This is a genomic window from Streptomyces sp. NPDC087270 (assembly GCF_044744625.1).
Lineage (GTDB): Bacteria > Actinomycetota > Actinomycetes > Streptomycetales > Streptomycetaceae > Actinacidiphila.
Genome location: NZ_JBIUYR010000014.1, coordinates 116,014 through 137,585 on the forward strand (window position 1 = coordinate 116,014; position 21,572 = coordinate 137,585).

Annotated in this window: 21 protein-coding genes and 1 pseudogene; 10 read left to right on the forward strand and 12 right to left on the reverse strand. The window is 73.9% G+C overall.

Going from position 1 to position 21,572, the window contains the following annotated elements; all coding sequences use genetic code 11:
• Positions 1-165: 165 nt before the first annotated feature.
• The 3 genes from ACIPAE_RS26460 (at position 166) to ACIPAE_RS26470 (ending at position 3,623) form a co-directional block, all read left to right on the forward strand.
• Positions 166-1,416, forward strand: a complete 1,251-nt coding sequence (locus ACIPAE_RS26460) for a geranylgeranyl reductase family protein (RefSeq protein ID WP_328472285.1) — start codon at positions 166-168, stop codon at positions 1,414-1,416.
• A gap of 126 nt (positions 1,417-1,542) precedes the next feature.
• Positions 1,543-2,961: a sensor histidine kinase gene (locus ACIPAE_RS26465; protein WP_402448385.1), complete on the forward strand. Its 1,419-nt coding sequence runs from the start codon at positions 1,543-1,545 to the stop codon at positions 2,959-2,961.
• Complete coding sequence (locus tag ACIPAE_RS26470; protein WP_329362392.1) at positions 2,958-3,623, forward strand: response regulator transcription factor; 666 nt, start codon at positions 2,958-2,960, stop codon at positions 3,621-3,623. Before ACIPAE_RS26465 ends, ACIPAE_RS26470 begins: the two co-directional genes overlap by 4 nt.
• A gap of 89 nt (positions 3,624-3,712) precedes the next feature.
• Here ACIPAE_RS26470 and ACIPAE_RS26475 read toward each other — a convergent pair whose 3' ends face one another.
• Both ACIPAE_RS26475 and ACIPAE_RS26480 read right to left on the reverse strand, forming a co-directional pair.
• On the reverse strand, positions 3,713-4,237 hold the full coding sequence (locus ACIPAE_RS26475) for a DUF6332 family protein (protein ID WP_402448387.1): 525 nt from the start codon (positions 4,235-4,237) through the stop codon (positions 3,713-3,715).
• 235 nt (positions 4,238-4,472) lie between these two features.
• On the reverse strand, positions 4,473-6,029 hold the full coding sequence (locus ACIPAE_RS26480; RefSeq protein WP_402448389.1) for an MFS transporter: 1,557 nt from the start codon (positions 6,027-6,029) through the stop codon (positions 4,473-4,475).
• 85 nt (positions 6,030-6,114) lie between these two features.
• Here ACIPAE_RS26480 and ACIPAE_RS26485 point away from each other — a divergent pair, with 85 nt between their 5' ends.
• Positions 6,115-6,507, forward strand: a complete 393-nt coding sequence (locus tag ACIPAE_RS26485; RefSeq protein ID WP_329362398.1) for a MarR family transcriptional regulator — start codon at positions 6,115-6,117, stop codon at positions 6,505-6,507.
• Positions 6,508-6,890: 383 nt separating this feature from the next.
• Entirely contained in the window at positions 6,891-7,346 is a 456-nt protein-coding gene (locus ACIPAE_RS26490) for a DUF5946 family protein (protein ID WP_402448392.1), read from the forward strand.
• Positions 7,347-7,709: 363 nt separating this feature from the next.
• On the opposite strand, the gene ACIPAE_RS26495 is transcribed toward ACIPAE_RS26490, so the two are convergent.
• The 3 genes from ACIPAE_RS26495 to ACIPAE_RS26505 all read right to left on the reverse strand — a co-directional run bounded on the left by ACIPAE_RS26495 (position 7,710) and on the right by ACIPAE_RS26505 (position 10,469).
• Positions 7,710-8,483 (reverse strand): maleylpyruvate isomerase family mycothiol-dependent enzyme, encoded by a 774-nt coding sequence (locus tag ACIPAE_RS26495; RefSeq protein ID WP_402448394.1) that lies wholly within the window; start codon positions 8,481-8,483, stop codon positions 7,710-7,712.
• 30 nt (positions 8,484-8,513) lie between these two features.
• Positions 8,514-8,924: an SCO4225 family membrane protein gene (locus ACIPAE_RS26500; protein WP_402448396.1), complete on the reverse strand. Its 411-nt coding sequence runs from the start codon at positions 8,922-8,924 to the stop codon at positions 8,514-8,516.
• 153 nt (positions 8,925-9,077) lie between these two features.
• Positions 9,078-10,469: an MFS transporter gene (locus ACIPAE_RS26505; protein WP_402448398.1), complete on the reverse strand. Its 1,392-nt coding sequence runs from the start codon at positions 10,467-10,469 to the stop codon at positions 9,078-9,080.
• 17 nt (positions 10,470-10,486) lie between these two features.
• On the opposite strand from ACIPAE_RS26505, the gene ACIPAE_RS26510 reads away from it, so the two are divergent.
• From ACIPAE_RS26510 to ACIPAE_RS26520, 3 genes are all read left to right on the forward strand, one after another.
• Entirely contained in the window at positions 10,487-11,710 is a 1,224-nt protein-coding gene (locus tag ACIPAE_RS26510) for an ROK family protein (protein ID WP_402448399.1), read from the forward strand.
• A gap of 163 nt (positions 11,711-11,873) precedes the next feature.
• Entirely contained in the window at positions 11,874-12,527 is a 654-nt protein-coding gene (locus ACIPAE_RS26515) for a Type 1 glutamine amidotransferase-like domain-containing protein (RefSeq protein WP_402448401.1), read from the forward strand.
• Positions 12,528-12,765: 238 nt separating this feature from the next.
• Positions 12,766-12,906, forward strand: a complete 141-nt coding sequence (locus ACIPAE_RS26520) for a hypothetical protein (RefSeq protein WP_402448403.1) — start codon at positions 12,766-12,768, stop codon at positions 12,904-12,906.
• Between the two features lie 66 nt (positions 12,907-12,972).
• On the opposite strand, the gene ACIPAE_RS26525 is transcribed toward ACIPAE_RS26520, so the two are convergent.
• The 3 genes from ACIPAE_RS26525 to ACIPAE_RS26535 form a co-directional block, all read right to left on the reverse strand.
• Positions 12,973-13,206, reverse strand: a complete 234-nt coding sequence (locus ACIPAE_RS26525) for a LuxR C-terminal-related transcriptional regulator (protein ID WP_402448405.1) — start codon at positions 13,204-13,206, stop codon at positions 12,973-12,975.
• Positions 13,207-14,192: 986 nt separating this feature from the next.
• A complete protein-coding gene (locus ACIPAE_RS26530; protein WP_329362419.1) occupies positions 14,193-14,594 on the reverse strand; it encodes an NUDIX domain-containing protein in 402 nt (133 codons plus the stop codon).
• 96 nt (positions 14,595-14,690) lie between these two features.
• Positions 14,691-15,656 carry an ROK family protein gene (locus ACIPAE_RS26535; protein ID WP_366410673.1) on the reverse strand — a complete coding sequence of 322 codons (966 nt, stop codon included), beginning with the start codon at positions 15,654-15,656 and terminating at the stop codon, positions 14,691-14,693.
• Positions 15,657-16,051: 395 nt separating this feature from the next.
• On the opposite strand from ACIPAE_RS26535, the gene ACIPAE_RS26540 reads away from it, so the two are divergent.
• Both ACIPAE_RS26540 and ACIPAE_RS26545 read left to right on the forward strand, forming a co-directional pair.
• Complete coding sequence (locus tag ACIPAE_RS26540) at positions 16,052-17,041, forward strand: LacI family DNA-binding transcriptional regulator (RefSeq protein ID WP_329362423.1); 990 nt, start codon at positions 16,052-16,054, stop codon at positions 17,039-17,041.
• Positions 17,042-17,122: 81 nt separating this feature from the next.
• Positions 17,123-17,317, forward strand: a pseudogene (locus ACIPAE_RS26545) (helix-turn-helix domain-containing protein); the annotation flags it as partial.
• A 144-nt stretch (positions 17,318-17,461) separates the two neighbouring features.
• On the opposite strand, the gene ACIPAE_RS26550 reads toward ACIPAE_RS26545, so the two are convergent.
• The 4 genes from ACIPAE_RS26550 to ACIPAE_RS26565 all read right to left on the reverse strand — a co-directional run bounded on the left by ACIPAE_RS26550 (position 17,462) and on the right by ACIPAE_RS26565 (position 21,482).
• A complete protein-coding gene (locus ACIPAE_RS26550) occupies positions 17,462-18,733 on the reverse strand; it encodes a DUF6986 family protein (protein WP_402448409.1) in 1,272 nt (423 codons plus the stop codon).
• A 222-nt stretch (positions 18,734-18,955) separates the two neighbouring features.
• On the reverse strand, positions 18,956-19,918 hold the full coding sequence (locus tag ACIPAE_RS26555) for an electron transfer flavoprotein subunit alpha/FixB family protein (protein ID WP_329362427.1): 963 nt from the start codon (positions 19,916-19,918) through the stop codon (positions 18,956-18,958).
• A gap of 67 nt (positions 19,919-19,985) precedes the next feature.
• Positions 19,986-20,771: an electron transfer flavoprotein subunit beta/FixA family protein gene (locus ACIPAE_RS26560; RefSeq protein WP_329362429.1), complete on the reverse strand. Its 786-nt coding sequence runs from the start codon at positions 20,769-20,771 to the stop codon at positions 19,986-19,988.
• A gap of 189 nt (positions 20,772-20,960) precedes the next feature.
• Positions 20,961-21,482: a flavin reductase family protein gene (locus tag ACIPAE_RS26565; protein WP_329362431.1), complete on the reverse strand. Its 522-nt coding sequence runs from the start codon at positions 21,480-21,482 to the stop codon at positions 20,961-20,963.
• Between the last annotated feature and the right edge of the window lie 90 nt (positions 21,483-21,572).

Sequence of the window (21,572 nt, forward strand, 5' to 3'; positions counted from 1 at the left end):
CGACAAAGGATGACAGGCACCGGCAGACCGGCGCCCCCGCCGGGGGCCGGCGGGCCGTTGCCGATGGTGCCACAGCGAGCCCTTGGCCACGGGCGCAATAGGATGCTTGTGAACAGCGCTGAACAGCGAGGACAGCCGAGCGTGGCGAGCGGGAGCGAAAACGACGTGAGCGGTGAGCAGGCGGCCCAGGGCAGCGGTGCGGAGAACGACGGGACCGAGCCGGTCTGGGACGTCGTGGTGATCGGCGCGGGTCCGGCAGGCGCGTCTGCCGCCCACGCGGCAGCCGTGACCGGTCGGCGGGTCCTGCTGCTGGAGAAGTCCGAACTGCCGCGCTACAAGACCTGCGGCGGCGGCATCATCGGGCCGTCCCGGGATTCGCTGCCCCCAGGCTACGAGCTCCCGCTGCGCGACCGCGTGCACGCGGTCACCTTCAGTCTCAACGGCCGGCTGACCCGCACCAAGCGATCCCGGCAGATGCTCTTCGGCCTCATCAACCGGCCCGAGTTCGACAACGGGCTGGTCGAAGCCGCCCGCGAGGCCGGCGCCGAAGTGCGTACCGGGGTGACGGTCTGCCGGGTCGAGCAGCACGGACCGGGCGTGCCCGACCGCAGGACCGTCGCGGTCGTGGTGACCGGCGGCGCCGGGGGCAAGCGCGGCGAGGAGGAGACCCTCTACGCCCGCGCGGTGGTGGGCGCCGACGGCAGCGCCAGCCGGATAGGAGCACACGTCGGGGTCAAGCTCGACCAGGTCGACCTCGGCCTGGAGTCCGAGATCCCGGTGCCCGCCTCGGTCGCCGAGGACTGGGCCGGCCGGGTGCACATCGACTGGGGCCCGCTGCCCGGCAGTTACGGCTGGGTCTTCCCCAAGGGCGACTCCCTCACCGTCGGCGTGATCTCCGCGCGCGGCGACGGCGGCGCCACCAAGCGCTACCTGGACGACTTCATCGCCCGGCTCGGGCTGGCCGGTTTCGAGCCGAGCGTCTCCTCCGGGCACCTGACCCGCTGCCGCGCCGACGACTCCCCGCTCTCCCGCGGCCGCGTCCTGGTCTGCGGCGACGCGGCCGGACTGCTGGAGCCCTGGACCCGCGAGGGCATCTCCTACGCGCTGCGCTCCGGCCGGCTGGCCGGCGAGTGGGCGGTGCGCATCGCCGAGGCGCACGACGCGGTGGACGCCCGCCGGCAGGCCCTCAACTACGCGTTCGCGGTCAAGGCCGGGCTCGGCGTCGAGATGGGCGTCGGACGGCGGATGCTGGCGCTGTTCGAGCGGCGCCCCGGTCTGCTGCACGCGGCGCTGACCACCTTCCCGCCGGCCTGGCGCGCGTTCGCCGGTATCACCCGGGGGAAGCGCTCGCTCGCCGAGCTGGTCCGCACCCACTCGATCGCCCGCCGCGCGCTGGACGCGTACGACCGCACCTGACCGAGGACGGCCCGGCACCCCCGGTATCCGGTGCCGGCGCCGACCCGGGGTACTTCGTACGGAGTACCCGCGCCGCCGACCGCCGGTGGACGCCGGGCCGTCGGGTGGCGGTCTAGCGTGGGACGCATGACGTACGAGGACCGGCCGGAACCGCGGCGGCGCGGGCTGCTCGGCACCCGGCGCGTCTGGGTGCCGGTGATCGTGCTGGCGTTCGTCCAGCTGGTCGGGTCCAGCGTCGCCGGGCGGCACCAGCCGAGCCGCACCGAGCTCGACGCGCTGGGGTACACCCTGCTGCTGGCCGGGCCGGTCATGCTCCTGTTCCGGCGGCAGCGGCCGGTCGCCGTGGCCGCCGGCACCGCCGCGGTCACGCTGCTCTACGTCATGCTCGGCTACCCGTTCGGGCCGGTGTTCGCCTCGATGGTGGTGGCGTTCTTCAGCGCGGTGGCCGCGGGCCACCGCAGAGCCGTGCTGGTCATCGCGGCGGCGGCCTACGCCGCGCACATCCTGGTCGGCGCCTGGCTCTACCAGTGGCTGCCGTCGTCCGGCAGCCAGCGGCTGACGTGGGCGGAGGCGTCGGGGGTCGGCGCGTGGCTGCTGGCGGTGCTCGCCGGCGCCGAGCTGTACCGGGTCAGACGGGAGCAGGTCACCCGGGACCGGCGGGAGCGCGCGGAGGCGGAGCGCCGCCGGGCGGACGAGGAGCGGCTGCGGATCGCCCGCGAGCTGCACGACGTGCTCGCCCACAGCATCTCGGTGATCAACGTACAGGCGGGCGTCGCCCTCGCCCTGATGGACGAGCGGCCCGAGCAGGCGCGGACCGCGCTGACCACGATCAAGGCGGCGAGCAAGGAGGCGCTGGGCGAGGTGCGCCAGGTGCTCGGCACGCTGCGCGCGCCCGGCGAGGCGCCGCGCTCCCCCGCGCCCGGCCTGGACCGGCTGCCCGAGCTCGTGGAGCAGGCGACCGCCGCGGGCCTGGCCGCCGAGGTCGCGGTCGAGGGCACCCGTGTGCGGCTGCCGCCGGGCGCGGACCTGGCCGCCTTCCGGATCGTCCAGGAGTCGCTGACGAACATCGTGCGGCACTCCGGTTCCCGCACCGCCCGGGTCCGCCTGACCTACCGGCCGGGCGCCGTCGAGGTGCTGGTCGACGACGACGGCCCAGCGGTCACGGGCGGCGAGACCGGCGGCGGCAACGGCCTGGTCGGCATGCGGGAACGGGTGGGCGCGCTGGGCGGTGAGCTACGGGCCGGGACGCGGGAGGACGGCGGCTTCCGGGTTCGCGCGGTGCTGCCGCTGGGTGGGGAGAAGCGGGACGGCGCGGACCCTCCGCCCGGCGCGGACTCTCCGTGTGACCCGGACTCTCTGCCCGGCCCGGACTCTCCGTGCGACCGGGGGCGTCCGTCCGACGAGAGGCGTCCGTCCGACCCGGGCCACTTGTCCGACCAGGGGCACCCCTCCCCCTCAGGGCGCCCCTCTGCCGCTGACCGTCCCTCCGGCTCGTCCGATCCCTCCGGCCCCAGCGGCCTGACCTCCGCCGAGGAGCGCACATGATCCGCGTACTGCTCGCCGACGACCAGCTTCTGGTCCGGGCCGGCTTCCGGGCGCTGCTGGACGCGCAGCACGACATCGAGGTGGTCGGCGAGGCGGCCGACGGCGGGCAGGCGGTGCGCATGGTGCGCGAACTGGCCCCGGACGCCGTGCTGATGGACATCCGGATGCCGGTGATGGACGGACTGGTCGCCACCCGCACGATCACCGCGGACCCGGCGCTCGCACAGGTGCGGGTGGTGGTGCTGACCACCTTCGAACTCGACGAGTACGTCTTCGAGGCGATCCGGGCGGGCGCCTCCGGGTTCCTGGTGAAGGACACCGAGCCGGCCGAACTCCTGCGCGCGGTCCGGGCGGTGGTCGGCGGCGACGCGCTGCTGTCTCCCGGCGTGACCCGCCGGCTGATCGCCGAGTTCGCCGCCCGTTCCAAGGAGCCGGCCACCGCCGCCGACCTCGAACAGCTCACCGACCGGGAGCGCGAGGTGATGGCGCTGGTCGGGATCGGCCTGTCCAACGACGAGATTGCCCGCCGGCTGGTGGTCAGCCCGCTCACGGCGAAGACACACGTCAGCCGGGCGATGGTGAAGCTCGGCGCCCGCGACCGGGCCCAACTGGTGGTGCTCGCCTACGAGTCGGGGCTGGTCCGGCCCGGTTGGCTCGGCTGATCCAACACTGATCGCGGCGCTGATCCAACACTGATCGCGGCGCTGATCCGGCGCTGATCCTGCGGCGCCCCCGCCACCCGCGCCCGCGCTCAGCCGATCCGGTCGGCGCCACCCCGCGCGCCGCCCCTGCCGGCACCACTGCTCGCGGCCTGCCGCACCACCCGCCGGGGCCGGTACGGCGTCACCACCGGCGCCAAGGGCGCGGCGCCCGGGTCCGTACCGCCGTCGCCGCCACCCTCGGCGCGCCCGTGGCCGTAGCCGTACCCGGAACCGTGGTCGTCCCCGTGGCCGGCCGGGATGCGGGGCGGGTCCCACGGGTACGGCGGCGGGGCCTGCCGCCGCTGCCGGGCGCGGCGTTCGAAGCGGTGCAAGGTCAGCACGATCCGGCCGAAGAAGAGCCCGGCCGCCACGATCACCGCGGCGCTGACCCACCCGTCGCGGGCCGAGCCGTGCGCCGCGCCCGCCATCACCGGGGTGGTCACGACGAGGAAGCCGGCCGCGCCGAGCACCGCGGCGGTCACCACCGCGTACATCGCCTCGACGGACGCGGCGTCGCGTTCCGCCTGTGTACGGCGCCCCGTCACGCCCCGGCTGCCCGTGCCCGCCCCGCTCATCTCCACCGCCTCCCGCACCCGCGTCCGCCGCTTCCCGGCCAGCGCGCTAGACGCCGTACGGTACAGCCGCGTTCCCCCGAGCCCGCCCGGAATCCGCGGCGCGTGGGCGGCAGTCGGCGGGAGGGTGCCCGGCGGCACGGGGGCACGGCGGGGCGCGCGGACGTGGACCGGCCCCGCGCGTTCCCTCCTCGCGCGGGGCCGGTCGGTCGTTCGGGAGCGGCGGGGACGGGCCGGCTCAGTCGCGTGCGGTCACGCGGCCGTCGCGGACGTCCCGCTCCGTGCCGTCGGTGGCGTCGGCGCCCTGGGCGGCGGTGGCCTTGCCGGGCGCCTCCGTGTCCGAGGAGGCGACGAGGATGCCGTAGGAGGGACGGCGGCGGCGCAGCCCCGAGAGGGTGAGCAGCAGCCCGGCGAAGCCGACGCCGGTGACGACCCACAGCCCGGGCCGGTAGCTGTCGAGGGTGGCCTGCGGGCTCGCGGGGTGACCGCCGGCGCTGGAGGTGACCACCGCCGTGACGACGGCGAGGAAGATCGCGCCGCCGACCTGGAAGGACGTGTTCAGCAGCCCGGAGACCATGCCCTGCTCCTCGTCGCGCACCCCGTTGGTGGCCTGGATGTTCAGCGACGGGAAGGCGGTGGCGAAGGCGGCGCCGAGCAGCAGCATCGAGGGCAGGATGACGGTCGCGTAGTTCGGGTGCAGGCCGATCCGCAGGAACAGGACGTACCCGACGACCAGCGAGGTGAAGCCGGCCGCGATCACCCGCGGGGTGCCGAAGCGGTCGACGACCGGCCCCATCCGGGTGGAGAGGATCGCGACGAGCGAGCCCGCGGGCAGGAAGGCGAGCGCGGTGTGCATGGCGCTGTAGCCGAGGACGTTCTGGAGGTACTGCGTGACCAGGAACTGGAAGGCGACGTAGGACCCGAAGAAGGTGGCGGCGCCGAGGTTGGCGCGGACCTGGCTGGAGTCGCGCAGCACCCCGAGCCGGACCAGCGGGTGGGACGAGCGCTGCTCGATGACGGTGAAGGCGGCCAGCAGGGCCGCGACGGCGGCGAAGGAGCCGAGCGTGCGGGCCGAGGCCCATCCGACCGACGACGCCGAGACCACGGTGAACACCAGCAGCAGCATCGCGCCGGCGCCGGTGATCGCGCCCGGCAGGTCGAAGCCCCGGCCGTCGGCCTTCTCGCGCGGCGTCTTCGGGATCAGCTTCAGCCCGGCGATCAGGGCGATCACGGCGACGGGGGCGGGCAGCAGCATCGTCCAGCGCCAGCCGGCCTCGGTCAGGAACCCGGAGAGCACCAGGCCCATGGAGAAGCCGGTGGCGCCGCAGCTGGAGTAGATGGTCAGCGCCTTGTTGCGGACCGGGCCCTCGGCGAAGCTGGTGGTGATGATGGACAGGCCCGCGGGCGCGGTGAACGCGGCGCTGAGGCCCTTGACGAACCGGGTGGCGATCAGCAGTTCACCGGAGTCGACCAGGCCGCCGAGGAGCGAGGCCACCGCGAAGACCGCGAGGGCGATCAGGAAGACCCGGCGCCGGCCGAGCAGGTCGGCCGCGCGGCCGCCGAGGAGCAGCAGGCCGCCGTAACCGAGGATGTAGCCGCTGACGACCCATTGCAACGAGGAAGTGGACAGGTGCAGGTCGCTGCCGATCGAGGGCAGCGCCACGCCGACCATCGAGACGTCGAGGGCGTCGAGGAAGAGCGCGGCGCACAGCACGAGGAGGGCGCCCCATTGCAGGGCGCTCCATCGCTGGTCGGAGCGGGGGACGGTAGGGGACGGGACTGACGGAGAGGTCATGCGGAACAGACTACATGCACGCGCATCCAATGCAAGCGCATTTAATGCCCGTGCATAGGGGTCGGTTTTCTGCTAACGTTGTGTCATGACCGGCGACAAGGGTGAGCGCGCGCTCGTGCAGGAATGGCGGGACATCCTGGCCGTTCACGCCCGTACGGCTTGCGAGATCGACCGCGAGCTGCACCGGTACGGACTCGGCGCCAGCGACTTCGAGGTGCTGGACGTCCTGATCGGCGACGACGCGGAGGACGGCTGCACCTTCCGCGTCCAGGAGCTCGCCGACCGCGTCCACCTCAGCCAGAGCGCGCTGTCCCGGCTGGTGGCCCGCCTGGAGAAGGAGGGCCTGGTCGACCGCGGCATCTGCAGCGAGGACCGGCGCGGGGTGCGGGTCGCCATCACGGAGGCCGGCCGCAGCCGCTACGAGCAGGCCCGCCCGTGCCACCGCGCGGTGCTGGAGCGGATGCTCGTCAAGTCCTGAGCCGACGGGTCGGCTGGGCGCCGGCCCACGCCGCGGCCCCTCGCGCTTCGGCGAGCGCCGCTCCCCTCCGGTGGACGGACCCTTGAGCTGCGCTTACGCGGGCCGGTTGGTGTGCTGGCGGGCCCAGTCGCCGCGCGCTTCGATGAGTGCGTGTCGTACGTGGGTGTCCAGCACCTCGGCGTGAGCGGAAGAGCTCGCCGCGGAAGTGAGGGCCGCGGGGCTCCGGGAGGTCGAGGTGTTCGGCATCGAGGGCTCCACCTGGTGCCGGCAACGAGCACGTACTCACGACGTGGATTGTTTCCGGCCGCGAAGCCTCGATGGTTTGGCGTGATCGCCAGAACATTGAACGGTGCCCAGCCTCGCTTGCGAACGAAGGAGAAGGCATGGAGCCCTGCACGGAGTGCGGTGCGCCGATGAACCCGCTGTCCTGTGAGGAGCTATTCCACGCCTTGCTCGCATTGGACCATTCGCGGCGGGCACCGTGGGGGCCGCTGCACGGCGTCTCCGTCGCTTGCTTCCTGCTCCAACACCCCAGCCGGCTACCCACCGACGACGGTGCGATGGCTTGGGCGCTCCTGCGCGCATACATCGACGGCGGCCTGGACGAAGTGAACCAGCTCGTTGGCCAAGCTCGTCGTGGCAACTCCCATTGTGTGAAGGGCCGGCCTTCCCGAGTCGCGCTGGACGGGGCGCTGCCGCACCGGGACACGCCGCCATCTCGTTTCGCCGTCACGATCGAAGACGTCGCCGTCGACGGAACTTTCCCCTCCGCAAAGTTCACGGAACGCGTCGGGTCTTGGGCCGCTGCAACGGTCGACGCGTGGAGCAGCGGCAGGTGATCGAAAGACCTCGGGCCTGCCGAAGGAGTGCGCCCTCCTACCCGTTCGGCCTGTCCACGGCGCGCGCGTAGACGACGCTGGTCCGCCTGGCGCCCAGGGCGCTGGAAACGAGGGCTTCCAGGGCGAGCACGGCCGGGTACCGGAACCCGCGCTATGTCACGCGTACTCCCCTACCCGAATCAGCCGTAGCTTGCGTCCGCTGGACAGCCGTTCAGCGCGATGCCGATACCTTCCTCGCGCACCCGGCCATCGCCCGAGTTCCGGCGGTTGCGGTGCCCTGAGGCACCCACGTTGTGAGGGCGCCACAGGCCGCTTCGGTGCGACCGAATCCCTGAGCGGACGGAGGATCGGGTCACGCGCTCGTCAGGACGCGGCGCCGGAGGACAGCCAGAGGTCCATGACGTCGCGGTCGCCGCGCAGCGACAAGTGGTCGTGGGGCAGCCGGTTCCACAGCGCCAGGTACAACTCAGCGGCCGGCGCGCTCACTTCGCAGTCGGCGCCGCCGTCCGCACCACCTCGCTCCCAGCGCGGCGGGTCCGGTGTGAAGTGCAGGGTCCAGCCGCTGTCCCCCGCCACGTCCTCGGTACGGACCCGCAGCGTGCGCGGCTGTGGGCTGCGCGCCCGGTTACGGCCCTTGCCCTCGAACCGGAGCATGAGTTCGTCCACGCCGTCCGCGGCGAAGGCGGGGTCCACCGCTGACGGGGCCAGGCCGGCGGCGGCCTGGGCGTCGACGCGGTGGACGGTGGTCTCGTGTGCCTGGCGGCGGACCCAGAACTCCAGCGGCGAGGGCGCGGGCATGAAGGTCCAGCAGACCAGGTCCGCCGGGGCGTCCTCCAGCACCTCCACCAGCCGGGCGTGCGAGAGCCGGTACCAGTCGACGAGTTCGCCGCCGTCGGAGCCGGTGCCGTCGCTCCCCGTGCCGCTCGGCGCCGTGTCGTCGAGTTGGGCGGGCTCGGTACGCCCCTCGGCGACGAACCCGGCCGCCCAGCGGTGCACCGCCCCGGTGTGCCGCAGCAGATCGCGGACCTGCCACTTCGGGCAGGTGGGCACGGACGCGTCCAGCCCCGCGCGCTGTGCGGCGTCGGCCAGCAGGGGTCCCTCGCGGCGCAGCGTCTCGATGAACTCGGCAGTCTCCATAGGGGAATTGTGCCGGGTCGGCGGCGCCGGTCAACGTGCGGCGACACGGCGCCGGGCGGCGCGCACCCCGTAACCGATCAGCACGGCGTCCAGGGCCGCCGCGACGATCGCGGCGACCACGGTCAACGTCCAGCCGGTCCATCCGCTCGCGGCCGACGACACGTCCAGCCCGCCGACGGCCGCGAACAGCCGCCACAGCGCCGGTGTCCAGGGCAGCGTCGCCAGTTCGAGCAGCACCCCGCTGAACGACAGCGCCGGGCCGCCCGCGATCGCGGTCTGCAGCAGCGTCAGCAGCAGGCACACCGCGACCACGCCCAGATAGATCCGCGCGGCCCGCTCACCGGCCACGACACGAGCGACACGAACCGTACGGACGGCACGGGCGGTACGGCCGGCACGAACCGTACGGGCGGTACGGCCGGCCCAGGGCGGCATGCGCATCGGCTCCTCCTGCGGTGCGTACGGGGCCCCCGCGCGGGGGCACCTGCGGGCTCGTACCGGCGGCGACAGGCCGCAACGGCCGTACGCCACCGCGACGTTCCGCGGGGCCACCAGCATGCCGCCTCGACGCCGTTCGCACGCCTGTGATGTACGTCAAGCCGACCGGGGCGGCGAGGTGTGCCGTACCGACCAGGCGATCACCGCGGCGACGGCGGCGAGCGCGGAGACCGTGGTCAGCGCGGTGGGCAGGCCGACCGCGTCGGTGAGGAAGCCGATCGCGGGCGGGCCGAGCAGCATCCCGCCGTAGCCGAGCGTGGAGGCGGCGGCCACTCCGCTCGGACCGGTCAGCGCGCCGGCGCGCGCGATGGCGGTCGGGAAGAGGTTCGCCAGGCCGAGGCCGGTCAACGCGAAGCCGACCATCACCAGCGCGGTGAACGGCGCGAGCGCGCCCAGCAGCATCCCGCCGCACGCGGTCAGTCCGCCGAACACCAGCGCGCGGCTCTGCCCGAGCCGGGTGATCAGCGCGGCGCCGGTCAGCCGCCCGATGGTCATCGCCGAGGTGACGCAGGCGTAGCCGGCCGCCGCGATCCCGGGCCCGTTGTGCAGGTCCTGCTGGATGTGCAGCGCGCCCCACTCGGCGAGCGCGCCCTCGCCGTACGCCGAGCAGCCCGCGATCAGGCCGAACACGGCGACCAGCAGGGTCGTACGGTGGCCGGCGGTTCCCCGCTTCCCGGCCGGCGCCTTCCCGGCGAGTGCCTTTCCGGCGGGCGCCGTCCCGCCCGGCGCCGGCGTCGTACGCTCCGGGTCGACCCCGGCCCCAGCACCGGCCTCGGCACCCGTTCCGGCCTCGGCCTCGGCACCCGCACCCGCACCCGCACCCGCACCCGCAGAACCCTCCCGCGCCGCGGCACCCCGTCCGCCCCCGTGACTGAGCGGATGCGCCACCAGCACCCGCCCCGCGAACAGCACCGTCAACAGGCCGACCGGCGTGAGCAGCATCAGATGGGTGGCGGGCGACAGGTGCGACGCCAGCAGCCCGCCGATACCCGCGCCGAGCAGACCGCCCATGCTGTAGGCAGCGTGGAAACTGGACATCACCGGGCGGCGCAGCGCGGCGACCAGGTCGACGGCGACGCTGTTCATCGCGACGTTGAGGCCGCCGTAGGACGCGCCGAAGAACAGCAGCACCAGGCCGAGGGCGAGGGCCGAATGGGTACGCGGCGGCAGGGCCACGCTGACCGCCAGCATGGCCGCGGTCACGACGGTCACCCGCTCGTTGCCGAAGACACGGCACAGCCGGCCGGTGAGCACCATCGTGGCGATCGCCCCGACCGACACGCCCAGCAGCGCGAGCCCCAACTGCCCTGCGGACGCGCCGACCTGGGCCTTGATGGCGGGGATGCGCACCACCCACCCGGCGAACAGGAACCCGTCCACGGCGAAGAAGACCGTCAACGCGACGCGCAGCGCGCGCAGGGCCGGGTCGGGGGCGAATGTGTGGTGGGATCGGGACAGCGCCGTCCCTATTTTGTTCAGCGTCGGCACAAAGTGAGAATAGAGTGGTGACACAGATTCGGACAAGGCTTGAGCGCGGCCGAGGCGCGCTCGGTCCAGCGCTCGGCCTGGTACACACCGGCCGCGCGCCGACCCGCGCCCTGCTCACCGCGGAACTGGGCGTGACCCGCGCGACCGCCGGGGCGGTGGCGGCCGAACTCGAGGCGCTCGGTCTGATCCGGGTCGACACCCGGCCGACCGGGCCCTCCGGCGCGCAGGGCCGCCCCTCCCACCGGCTGGAGGTGGCCCCCGAAGGACCGGTCGCACTCGCCGCGCAGGTGCACGCCGACGGCTTCCGCGCCGCGCTGGTCGGCCTCGGCGGTGAGACGGTGGCGACCGCGCCCGGCTGCATGACGGTTCCGGCCGACCCCGCGCACGTGCTCGGCGAGGTGGTGGCGGCCGGCGCGGAGCTGCTGCGCGCCCACGGGCGGGAGTGCGTCGGCGCCGGGCTCGCGGTGCCGTCCGCGGTCGCCGAGCCCGAGGGCGCCGCGCTCAACCCGCTGCACCTGGCCTGGCCGGCCGGCGCGCCCGTGCTGCGGGTGTTCACCGAGCAGGTGGCCAAGGCCGGTATCACCGGTCCCGGCGGGCGCCCGGTGCCCTGCTTCGTGGGCAACGACGTCAACGTGGCCGCGCTCGCCGAACACCGCCACGGGGCCGGCCGCGACGCCCAGCACCTGCTGGTGGTCGCCTCGGGCCACCGCGGGGTCGGCGGTGCCCTCGTGCTCGACGGCCGCCTGCACACCGGCAGCGCGGGGCTGGCCCTGGAGGTCGGCCACCTGACCGTCCGACCGGACGGGCGGCCCTGCCACTGCGGCTCCCGCGGCTGCCTCGACGTCGAGGCCGACCCGCTCGCCTTCATCGAGGCCGCCGGACGCCCGGCGGGCCCGGAGATCTCGCTGCTGGAGCAGTCCCGCGACCTGCTGCGCACCGAGTACGAAGACCCGTCCGTACGCCGCGCCGCCCATATCCTCATCGACCGGCTCGGCACCGGCCTGGCCGGACTCGTCAACGTGCTCAACCCCGACCGCATCCTGCTCGGCGGCCTGCACGGCCACCTGCTGGACGCCGACCCCGACCGGCTGCGCGCGGTCGTCGCCGACCGCAGCCTGTGGGGGCGCAGCGGAAGCGTGCCGCTGCTGGCGTGCGCGCTGAACCACAACAGCCTCGTCGGCGCCGCCGAACTCGCCTGGCAGCCGGTCCTGGACGACCCCTTGAGCGCGCTCGGCGGCTGAACGACCACGTGCCCCGGACCGCGGGTGGAGGGCCGGTGGGACGCGATCCGGCGACGGCCTCGGACGCGGCCGCCTCGGCTGCCCCGGACCTGGCCCATCGAGGTCCGGCGGGGCGGTACGGTGTCGGCCACTTCCGTTGTGCGGCCAGTTGGGGGCGGACATCGTGCGACTTCTTCTCACTTCCGCCGGCATCACCAACCAGAGCATCCGGGACGCGCTGGTCGACCTCCTGGGCAAACCGGTCGCCGAGGCCCACGCCCTGTGCATCCCCACCGCGGGGTACGGGAGTTCCTTCGGCCCGGTCGGGCCCTGGCGCTTCCTCCGCGGGGCCGATCTGGGGTGGAAGTCCGTGGGGGTGCTGGAGCTCACCGCGCTGCCCAGCATCGACCGGGAGCGCTGGGTGCAGTGGGTCCGAGCGGCCGACGTCCTGCTGGTGAACGGCGGCGACACCCTGTACCTGAGCCACTGGATGCGGGAGTCCGGGCTGGCCGACCTCCTGCCGTCGCTGCCCGAGACGGTCTACGTGGGAATCAGCGCCGGGAGCCTGGTGCTGACCCCCCGCGTCGTGCGGGACTTGGACGACTGGATGCCGCCCACCGGTGACGACCGCACGCTCGGGTTGGTCGACTTCTCGATCTTCCCGCACCTGAACCACCCGGAGCTGCCGGAGAACACCATGGCCGCGGCGGAGAGTTGGGCGGCCGAGATCGGGGGGCCGGCGTACGCGATCGACGACGCCACCGCCGTCAAGGTGGCCGGCGGCGCCGTGGACGTCGTCTCCGAGGGGAACTGGAAGCTCTTCACGCCCGCCCCGTGAACGCCCGCCCCGTCAACTCCCGCCCCTGTGAACTCCCGCCGCATGAACGCCTGTCCCATGAACGTCAGCGACTGAACGTCAGCGGCCTTCCGTACGCACCCGGCGGCTCGTGAAACACGGCCGGGGCCGCCCGGTCGGCGCGAGGCGGCCGGCCCGACACCGGCGAGGACGAGATCGACCCCGGCCGGGAACTGCTCGCCGTCGTCGTGCTCGCGCGGCTGATCCGCAACCGGTTCGGGTGAGCGGATACTTCTCCGGGTCCAGCGCCTCCCACGCCTTCGCGACGCTGTCGTGGAACGTGGCGCGGTCCATGTCGGGCCCGAACGTGCGGGCGCTCGCGGTGTTCGCGGCGTTCCGGCCGGCGGCGCCGAGGATGTAGTGCACCAGCACCGAGGTCGCCGTGGGCCAGCCGCCCTCGGGCACGCCCAGCGCGGGCGGAAACCGCTCAGGAGACGCGCGGAGGCACCGGCCGCGCGGGCCGCGGCGACGGCACGGTGTGGCTCGGCGCCAGCCCCACCAAGTCCCCGTCAGCGCCCATGACGCGGGCCAGTTTCAGACCGGCCTCGAAGCGGCTGGTCGCGTTCAGCCGCTCCATGAGCTTGGCCACCGCGCGCTGCACGGTCCGGCGGTGCACACCGAGCTTGCGGGCGATCTGGTCGTCGCTGAGACCGCTGGCCATGAGCCGTACGACCACCCGCTCCTGGGCACTGAGCGCGGTCCGCTCGGACTGGGCGACCGCCCGAGGGTAAGGGCACCGCACGCAGCCAGTAGTCCTCGTAGAGCGCCAGCTGGGCTATCACCAGGGCAGAGCCGCGCAGGAGAGCCACGCCCTGCGAGTGCGTGCCCGGAGCGGCCGGGATGAAGGCGAGCAGGCGATCGAGCACGACCAGGTCGTAGGCCGCGTGGTCGATCAGCCGGATCTCGACGCCGGCCTGCGCCAGGTCGTGCAGATAGCGCGCGTGCTTGGGGTTCTCGAGCAGCGCCTGCCGGTACATCGCCCGGCACCGCACACCCCGTTCGACGAGGCCCCTGTCCTCTGCCAGCGACCGGTTGAGCACGTCCATCGACGGCAGCGCGCCGGGGTGCAACGCATCGACGCTCGACTTGACCCCCGCGCCCAGCTCCTGCAACCTCCGGTCCTTCAGGCGCGGTTCGGTGATCAGCTCCACCTCGGCCTGGGGTGCGTTCGCCGAGAGGGTCGGCTGATAGAGCGTCAGCAGCACGTGCGCGAGCTGCTCCAGGTCGCTGACGCTCGCCGCGTGCGCCGCGGCAGTCGCCTGGTGGGCCTGCGCCTTCCCGAGCAGCGCCGCGTTGGCTTCGACGGGCTCGATCGACTCCTGCACGTCACGTACCAGGCCCAGCCGGCGCAACTGCCGTATGCCGCGCTCCACCTGATCGAGGTCGAGTCCCGTCTCGGCGGGCAGGTCGGCCACCGCCGCCTTACCCACGGTCCGCAACACCTGATAGGCGGAGAGTGCGTACTTCTCGTCGTCCTCCATCGGCCCCCCTGCTGTCTTGCCGTGTCATCGCCTGCGACCGGTTCTCCGCAGTGGCGGGGAAACAGTATGCCGGGTCCGTATCCTCGCCCCCGCGCCGGCGACGCCCGCGTCCTGGCCGCCGCGCGCGGGTCGGCGCGTACGGGCGGCTCGCGGGTCGCCTCCCCGGTCAGGGAGTGCGGACGGACGGGAGGACGTGGCCGAAGAACTCGCGATCGCCGGGGAAGACCGGGGTGAGGGTGAGGAACTCACGCGGCGTCACCCAGCGGACCTCGGCGACCTCGCGAGGGTCGGGGACGACCTCACCGTCATCGACGCGGGCGGTCCACCAGTGCAGCAGGAACACGCCGTCCGCGGCCCGCGACTCCCAGACCTTCGCGGCCGGGGCGACCGTGAGGCCGACCTCCTCGCGCATCTCGCGGACGAGCGCGTCCTGCTGGCTCTCACCCGGTTCGAGCGTGCCGCTCGGCGGCGCCCAGTAGCCGGGCATACGGGCGCCGGGCCCCCGTCGGATCACCAGCACCCGCCCGGCCCGCGGCAGGACCGCGACGACCGCCTCACGCCCGGCCATGACACCCGTCCACGACGCCCTACCGTGAAGTCCGGAACCGAAGCCCGGGACCGCAATCCGGGACCGAAGCCCGGGACTTGAAGTCCGGGACGGAGCCTACGCGGTGGTGGGGAAGAGCTGAAGCGCCTGCGCGGCGGCCGCGGCGGCCCCGACCAGCCCCGCGTCGGTGCCGAGCTTCGCGGGCACCACGTCGACACCCGCCGCGAAGGACAGCGTGGCGTAGCGGGACAGGTGCACGCGCAGCGGGTCGAAGAGCAGCGGCCCGGCCGCCGAGACACCGCCGCCGATCACGGCGACGTGGATCTCGACGAGCGTGGCGGTCGCCGCGATGGCGGCGGCGAGGGCCTGGGCGGCGCGGTCGAACGACGCCAGGGCGACCGGATCGCCCTGGCGGGCGGACGCGGCGACCGCGGCGGCGGTCGGCTGCGCGCCGGCCGGCGGGCGCCAGCCCTCCTCGACCGCGCGCCGGGCGATGTTGGGACCACTGGCGATCCGCTCCACGCAGCCGCGCGACCCGCACGGGCACGGGTCGCCGTCGAGGTCCACGCTGATGTGCCCGATGTGCCCGGCGTTGCCGGTCGGCCCGGGCAGGAGGGCACCGCCGAGCACCAGACCGCCGCCGACACCGGTGGACACCACCATGCACAGCGCGTTGTCGTAGCCGCGGGCCGCGCCCTGCCAGTGCTCGGCGGCGGTCATCGCGACACCGTCGCCGGTCAGTACGACGGGCAGGCCGCCGGCCGCCGCCGAGACCCGCGGTACGAGCGGGAAGTCGCGCCAGCCGGGCACGTTGACCGGGCTGACGGTGCCCTGCGCCGCGTCCACCGGACCGGCGCTGCCGATGCCGACCGCGACGGCCCCGGGCCAGTGCGGGGCGGCGCGCAGTTCGGCGAGCACCTCGTCGACCGCGGCCATCACCCGCTCGCCGTCCGCGCTGCCGGGCGTCGGGCGCAGCGCGCGCGCCAGCAACCGCCCCTCGGCGTCGATGAGGGCCCCGGCGATCTTGGTGCCGCCGATGTCCAGTGCGGCCACGATCGGACCGGTCGCGCTGTCAGGGTGCATCGCTGCGGCGTCTCCTTGTGCGTTGTGCGTGCGTCGTGCCCGCGGTGGGCGCTTCGTCATGCGTCATGTGAGTGTGGGGGGTCGTGGGGGCGGGTGTGGCGGGGGTGAACAGGGGCGTGGTGCGTGTGGTCGGCGAGCGGCGGACCGCGGTCGGCACTCGGTCCCCACTGCGGTCTGTCCCTTCGTGCGTTCTGTGTACGTTCTGTGGCGGTCGGATGTGCGCGGAGCGTAGATATTCGGTCGCTGGGCGTTCGTACTACGTGGGTTGTAGGGGCCGTATCGACAAGGGTGCGGACGAGGGTAGTCTCGCCTGATCGTGACAACGTTGTCCATCTCTTGTCGCAGGGAATACTACGACCGTGACCCAAACACCAGGACGTACCCCCCGGCCCACGATGAAGGATGTCGCCGCGCGGGCGGGCGTCGGCCTCAAGACGGTGTCGCGGGTGGTGAACGAGGAACCCGGCGTGACACCTGATACCGCCGCCCGCGTTCAGGCCGCCATCGACGCGCTGGGGTTCCGGCGCAACGACAGCGCGCGACTGCTGCGGACCCGGCGTACGGCGAGCGTCGGCCTGGTGCTGGAGGACCTCGCGGACCCCTTCTACGCGGCGCTCAGCCGGGCCGTGGAGGACGTGGCGCGCTCGCACGGCGCGCTGCTGTTCACCGGGTCCAGCGCGGAGGACCCGCGCAGGGAGCAGGAGCTCGTGCTGGCGTTCTGCGCGCGGCGGGTGGACGGGCTGGTCGTGGTGCCGGCCGGGGACGACCACCGCTACCTCCTGCCGGAGATCGCGGCCGGGGTCGCGACGGTCTTCGTGGACCGGCCGGCCGGGCGGCTGGACGCGGACGTGGTGCTCACGGACAACGCGGGCGGCACCCGGGAGGGCGTCGCGCACCTGATCGCGCACGGCCACCGGCGGATCGGGTTCATCGGCGACCAGCCCGGCATCCACACCGCGGGTGAGCGGCTGCGGGGGTACCGCGAGGCGATGGCGGCGGCCGGGCTGACCGTACGGCCCGAGTGGTACGCCATGGGGCCGACCACGCCGGAGCGGGTCGAGGCGGCGCTCGACGCGATGCTGAACGGCGTGGAGCCGGTGACGGCCCTCTTCGCCGGGAACAACCGGGTGACGGTCACCGCGGTGCGCGTACTCGCGGGGCGGCCGGAGCGGATCGCGCTCGTCGGGTTCGACGATTTCGAGCTGGCGGATGTGCTGGACCCGGCGATCACGGTGGTGGCGCAGGACGCGCCGGGCATCGGGCGGGTGGCCGCGCAGCAGTTGTTCCGGCGGTTGGACGGGATCGCGACGGACGGGGCGAGCCGGACCGAGCTCCCGGTCCGGTTGATCGAGCGCGGCTCGGGCGAGTTCCCGCCCGAGCGGTGAGCGATCCGCCCGGGTTTCCCGGAGCGGCGGTCGAACGCGGACAACACGTGGGCCCGGGGCCCGTCGGCGTACCGTCAGGGTGTGGCGAGCGAGGACCTGGGACGGACGCTGCGGCGCTTGCGGCGGCTGGCCGACCTCACGCAGGAGCAACTGGCGGAGCGTTCCGCCGTGTCGTTGGACGCCATCCGGCAGTCGGAGCAGCGGCGCAAGCACTCGGCGCGACTGCCCACGTTGCACGCGCTCGCCAACGGCCTGGGCGTGGAGCTGACGCCGATCGATGCGTGGTGACCATGTTCCGCCTGATTCGACCGCATCTCAGGAACTCGACCGCGCGTGATCTCTACGAGCGGGCACGGTTCGCGGCGCCGTCGCTGGCAGCCTGAGCGGCGCTTCGGGCCCCCGGGCGGGCGACCGTCCGCGTTACCGGCCGGCGAGGGCTGCGAGGGTGGTGGGGGCGGGGAGTTCGTCGGGGGTGAGGGCGCCGCAGTCGAGGCCGCGCAGGAGGTAGGCGGCGAGGGCCCGGGCGGTGGCGGGCTCGTCGAGGACCGCGGAGGTCGCGGCACCCGCTGAATCCGCGGCGCCGGCGGAGTCGGCCGTGTACGCGGCGAGGCGGGCGGTGGCGGCGGCCAGGCCCTCGCGGTAGAAGGCGTAGGTGGCCGCGTAGCGGGTGGGGAGGTGGGCCGGGTGCATGTCCCAGCCCTGGTAGTACGCACGGGCGAGGGAGCGGCGCACCAGGCCGTGGTGGAGCCGCCAGGCGGAGTGCACGTCGGCGGTGGAGCCGACCGGGAGCACGTTGGTGGAGCCGTCGGAGAGGCGTACGCCGGTGCCGGCCGCGGCGACCTGCATGACCGCCTTGGCGTGGTCGGCGGCCGGGTGGTCCAGGGACTGGTGGGCGGCGCTGACCCCGCAGGCGGCGCTGTAGTCGAAGGTGCCGTAGTGCAGCGAGGTGGCGCGGCCGCGGGCGGCGTCGATGAGGCGGGGCACGGTGGCGGTGCCGTCGGGGCCGAGGATGGCCTGGGTGGTCTCGATCTGGATCTCGAAGCCGAGCCGCCGCTCGGGCAGCCCCGCGGCCCGCTCGAACTCCTCGCACAGGTCGGCCATCGCGGCGACCTGCTCGGGGAAGGTGACCTTGGGCAGGGTGAGGAGGAGCCCGTCCGGCAGCGCGCCGCCGTCGAGCAGGGTCGTCAGGAACAGGTCGAGCGTGCGGATGCCGCGGTCGCGTACGGCGGCCTCCATGCACTTCATGCGGATGCCGAGGTACGGCGGTGCGGTGCCGTCGGCGACGGTGGCGGTCACCGTGCGGGCGGCGGCGACGGCCGCGGCGTCCTCCTCCGCGTCCGGGCGCACCCCGTAGCCGTCCTCGAAGTCGATCCGCAGGTCCTCGACGGGCTCGCGGCGCAGCTTGGCGCGGACCAGGTCGTAGACGTCGGCGGCGAGTTCGCCGTTCAGGCCGAGTACGGCGCCGAACACGGCCGGGTCGGGTGCGTGGGTGTCGAGCGCGGCGAGCGCCTGGTCGCCCCAGGTGCGCACGGTGCCGGCGTCGAAGGCGTCGGCGGGCACGTACACGGTGTGCACGGGCTGGCGGGTGGCGCGGTCGCCGGGGTAGCGGCGGGCCAACTCGGCGTCGGTGCCGGCCAGCGCGGCGCCGATCCGCGTGCGTACGGCGTCTGCGAGTGTCGTCACGGCCGGCATCTGCACCCTCCCGGAATTCAACAAATCGTTGAAGTGCAAGCTAGCGGGGGTGTACGCGCCGGTCAACAGGGCGGCGGCTCGCGTCGGTCCGGGCCGCGCGGGGGCGTATCGGCCCCGCGGACACGCGTATCGACGCCGCGGACGCGCGCATCGGCCTCCCCGGGCGCGCGTCGGCCCCCGCGCACCGCAGCCGCGCGGGGGCCGACAATGCGTTCAAGCGGCTCAGCCCTTGCGGGCCTTGACCTCTTCGGTGAGCTGCGGGACGACGTTGAACAGGTCGCCGACCACGCCGTAGTCGACGAGGTCGAAGATCGGCGCCTCGGCGTCCTTGTTGACCGCGACGATGGTCTTCGAGGTCTGCATGCCGGCCCGGTGCTGGATCGCGCCGGAGATGCCGTTGGCGATGTAGAGCTGCGGGGAGACCGACTTGCCGGTCTGGCCGACCTGGTTGCTGTGCGGGTACCAGCCGGCGTCGACCGCCGCGCGCGAGGCGCCGACCGCGGCGCCCAGCGAGTCGGCGAGCGCCTCGATCACGGAGAAGTTCTCCGCGCCGTTGACCCCGCGGCCGCCGGAGACCACGATCGCGGCCTCGGTCAGCTCGGGCCGCCCGGAGGACTTGCGCGCGGTGCGCGAGACGACCTTGGTGCCGGTGGCCAGCTCGCCGAAGGCGACCGTCAGCGGCTCGACGGTGCCGGCGGCCGGCGCGGACTCGACCGGCGCGGCGTTCGGCTTGACGGTGATCACCGGAGTGCCCTTGCGCACCGTGGACTTGGTGGTGAAGGCGGCGGCGAACACCGACTGGGTGGCGACCGGGCCGTCCGCGCCGGCCTCCACGTCGACGGCGTCGGTGATGATGCCCGAGCCGAGCCGCAGCGCCAGGCGCGCGGCGATCTCCTTGCCCTCCGCGGAGGACGGCACCAGCACCGCGGCCGGGTTCACGGCCTTCGCGGCGGCTTCGAGCGCGTCGACCTTGGGGACGACGAGGTAGTCCGCGAACTCCGGTGCGTCGGCGGCCAGTACGCGGGTCGCGCCGTGCTCGCCGAGCACGGCCGCGGCGGCCTCGGCGCCCGGGCCGAGGTGGACCGCGACGGGCTCGCCGATCCGGCGGGCGAGGGTGAGCAGTTCGAGGGTCGGCTTGCGGACGGCACCGTCCACGTGGTCGACGTAGACGAGGACTTCAGCCATGGGAATCGTTCTCCTGCGAATTCGGGAAGGGGCGGCGGGCCATCAGGTGGGGCGGCGCGGCCGAGGCTCAGATGAACTTCTGCGCGGCCAGGAACTCGGCGAGCTGCTTGCCGCCCTCGCCCTCGTCCTTGACGATCGTGCCCGCACTGCGCGCGGGGCGCGCCGTGGCGTCCTGCACCGCGGTCCAGGCGCCGCCCAGACCCACCTCGGCCGCGTCCACACCGAGGTCGGACAGGTCGAGCGTCTCCAGCGGCTTCTTCTTCGCGCCCATGATGCCCTTGAAGGACGGGTAACGGGCCTCGCCGGACTGGTCGGTGACCGACACCAGCGCCGGCAGCGCCGCCTCCAGTTCCTCGCTCGCCACGTCGCCGTCACGGCGCCCGGTGACCTTCCCGTCGGCGACCGCGACCTCCGACAGCAGCGTCACCTGCGGGACGCCCAGCCGCTCGGCCAGCAGCGCCGGCACCACGCCCGCGGTGCCGTCGGTGGACGCCATGCCGGTGACGACCAGGTCGTAGCCGATGTGCTCGATGGCCTTGGCCAGCACCAGCGAGGTGCCGATGATGTCGGTGCCGTGCAGCGCGTCGTCCTCGACGTGCACGCCCTTCGCCGCGCCCATCTGCAGCGCCTTCAGCACCGCGCCGCGCGCGTCCTCGGGGCCGATCGTGACCGCGGTGACCTCCGCGTCGTCGGCGGCCTCCGCGATCTGGAGCGCCTGCTCCACGGCGTACTCGTCAAGCTCCGACAGCAGGCCGTCGACCGCGTCGCGGTCGGTGGTCAGGTCCTCGGCGAAGTGACGGTCACCCGTGGCGTCGGGCACATACTTCACTGCGACTACGATCCTCAAGCTCACGCCTGCTCTCCTACTGCTTCCGTCCTGCACGTCTTCGTGAACTGCCCAGGTTAGGCGCCCGCCGTGGCGGCTCCCTGCCAGGGCACGGCTACTACCCCGCCGAATATATTACTCGTCAGTACACAGAGGTACCTACCCACGCGCAAGGCCCTTGAACTGTGACGTGCCCGACGCGCCCACCTGTCCCGTTCAGTGGAACAACCGGTGGTACCCGCCCTGATGGTGGACAAGCGGCCCGCCCGGCCCGTGCGGGTCGCCGGCGACGGCCCGGGCCACCACGATCCGGTGGTCGCCGGCCGGCACCCGACCCACCACCCGGCCGACCAGCCAGGCGGCCACGCCGTCGAGCAGCGGCACTCCGTGCGGGCCGGGCGACCAGCCGGTCGGCGGCCCGAACCGGTCCGCCCCCGAGCGGGCGAAGACCGCGGCGAGTTCGCGCTGGTGGTCGCCGAGGACGTGCACGCCGACGTGCTCGGCGGTGGACAGCGCCGGCCAGCAGGAGGACCCGACGCTGACGCCGAAGGAGAACAGCGGGGGTTCGACGGCCACCGAGACGAGCGAGGTCGCGGTGAAGCCGACCGGACCGCGCACGCCCTGCGCGGTGACCACGGCGACGCCTGCGGCATGGCGGCGGAAGACCGAGCGGAAGACGTCCGGGTCGAGGTCGGGGACGTCCGGGCCGGCCGAGGCGAGGTCGTGCGTTGCGGTCACGGGTGGGTACGTCCTTCCGCGGCGAGCGGGCGGGGCGGCGGCCCCTCGGGCCGGGCCGACCGTCGGGGCTGGGAGGCGGCGGTGCTCAGC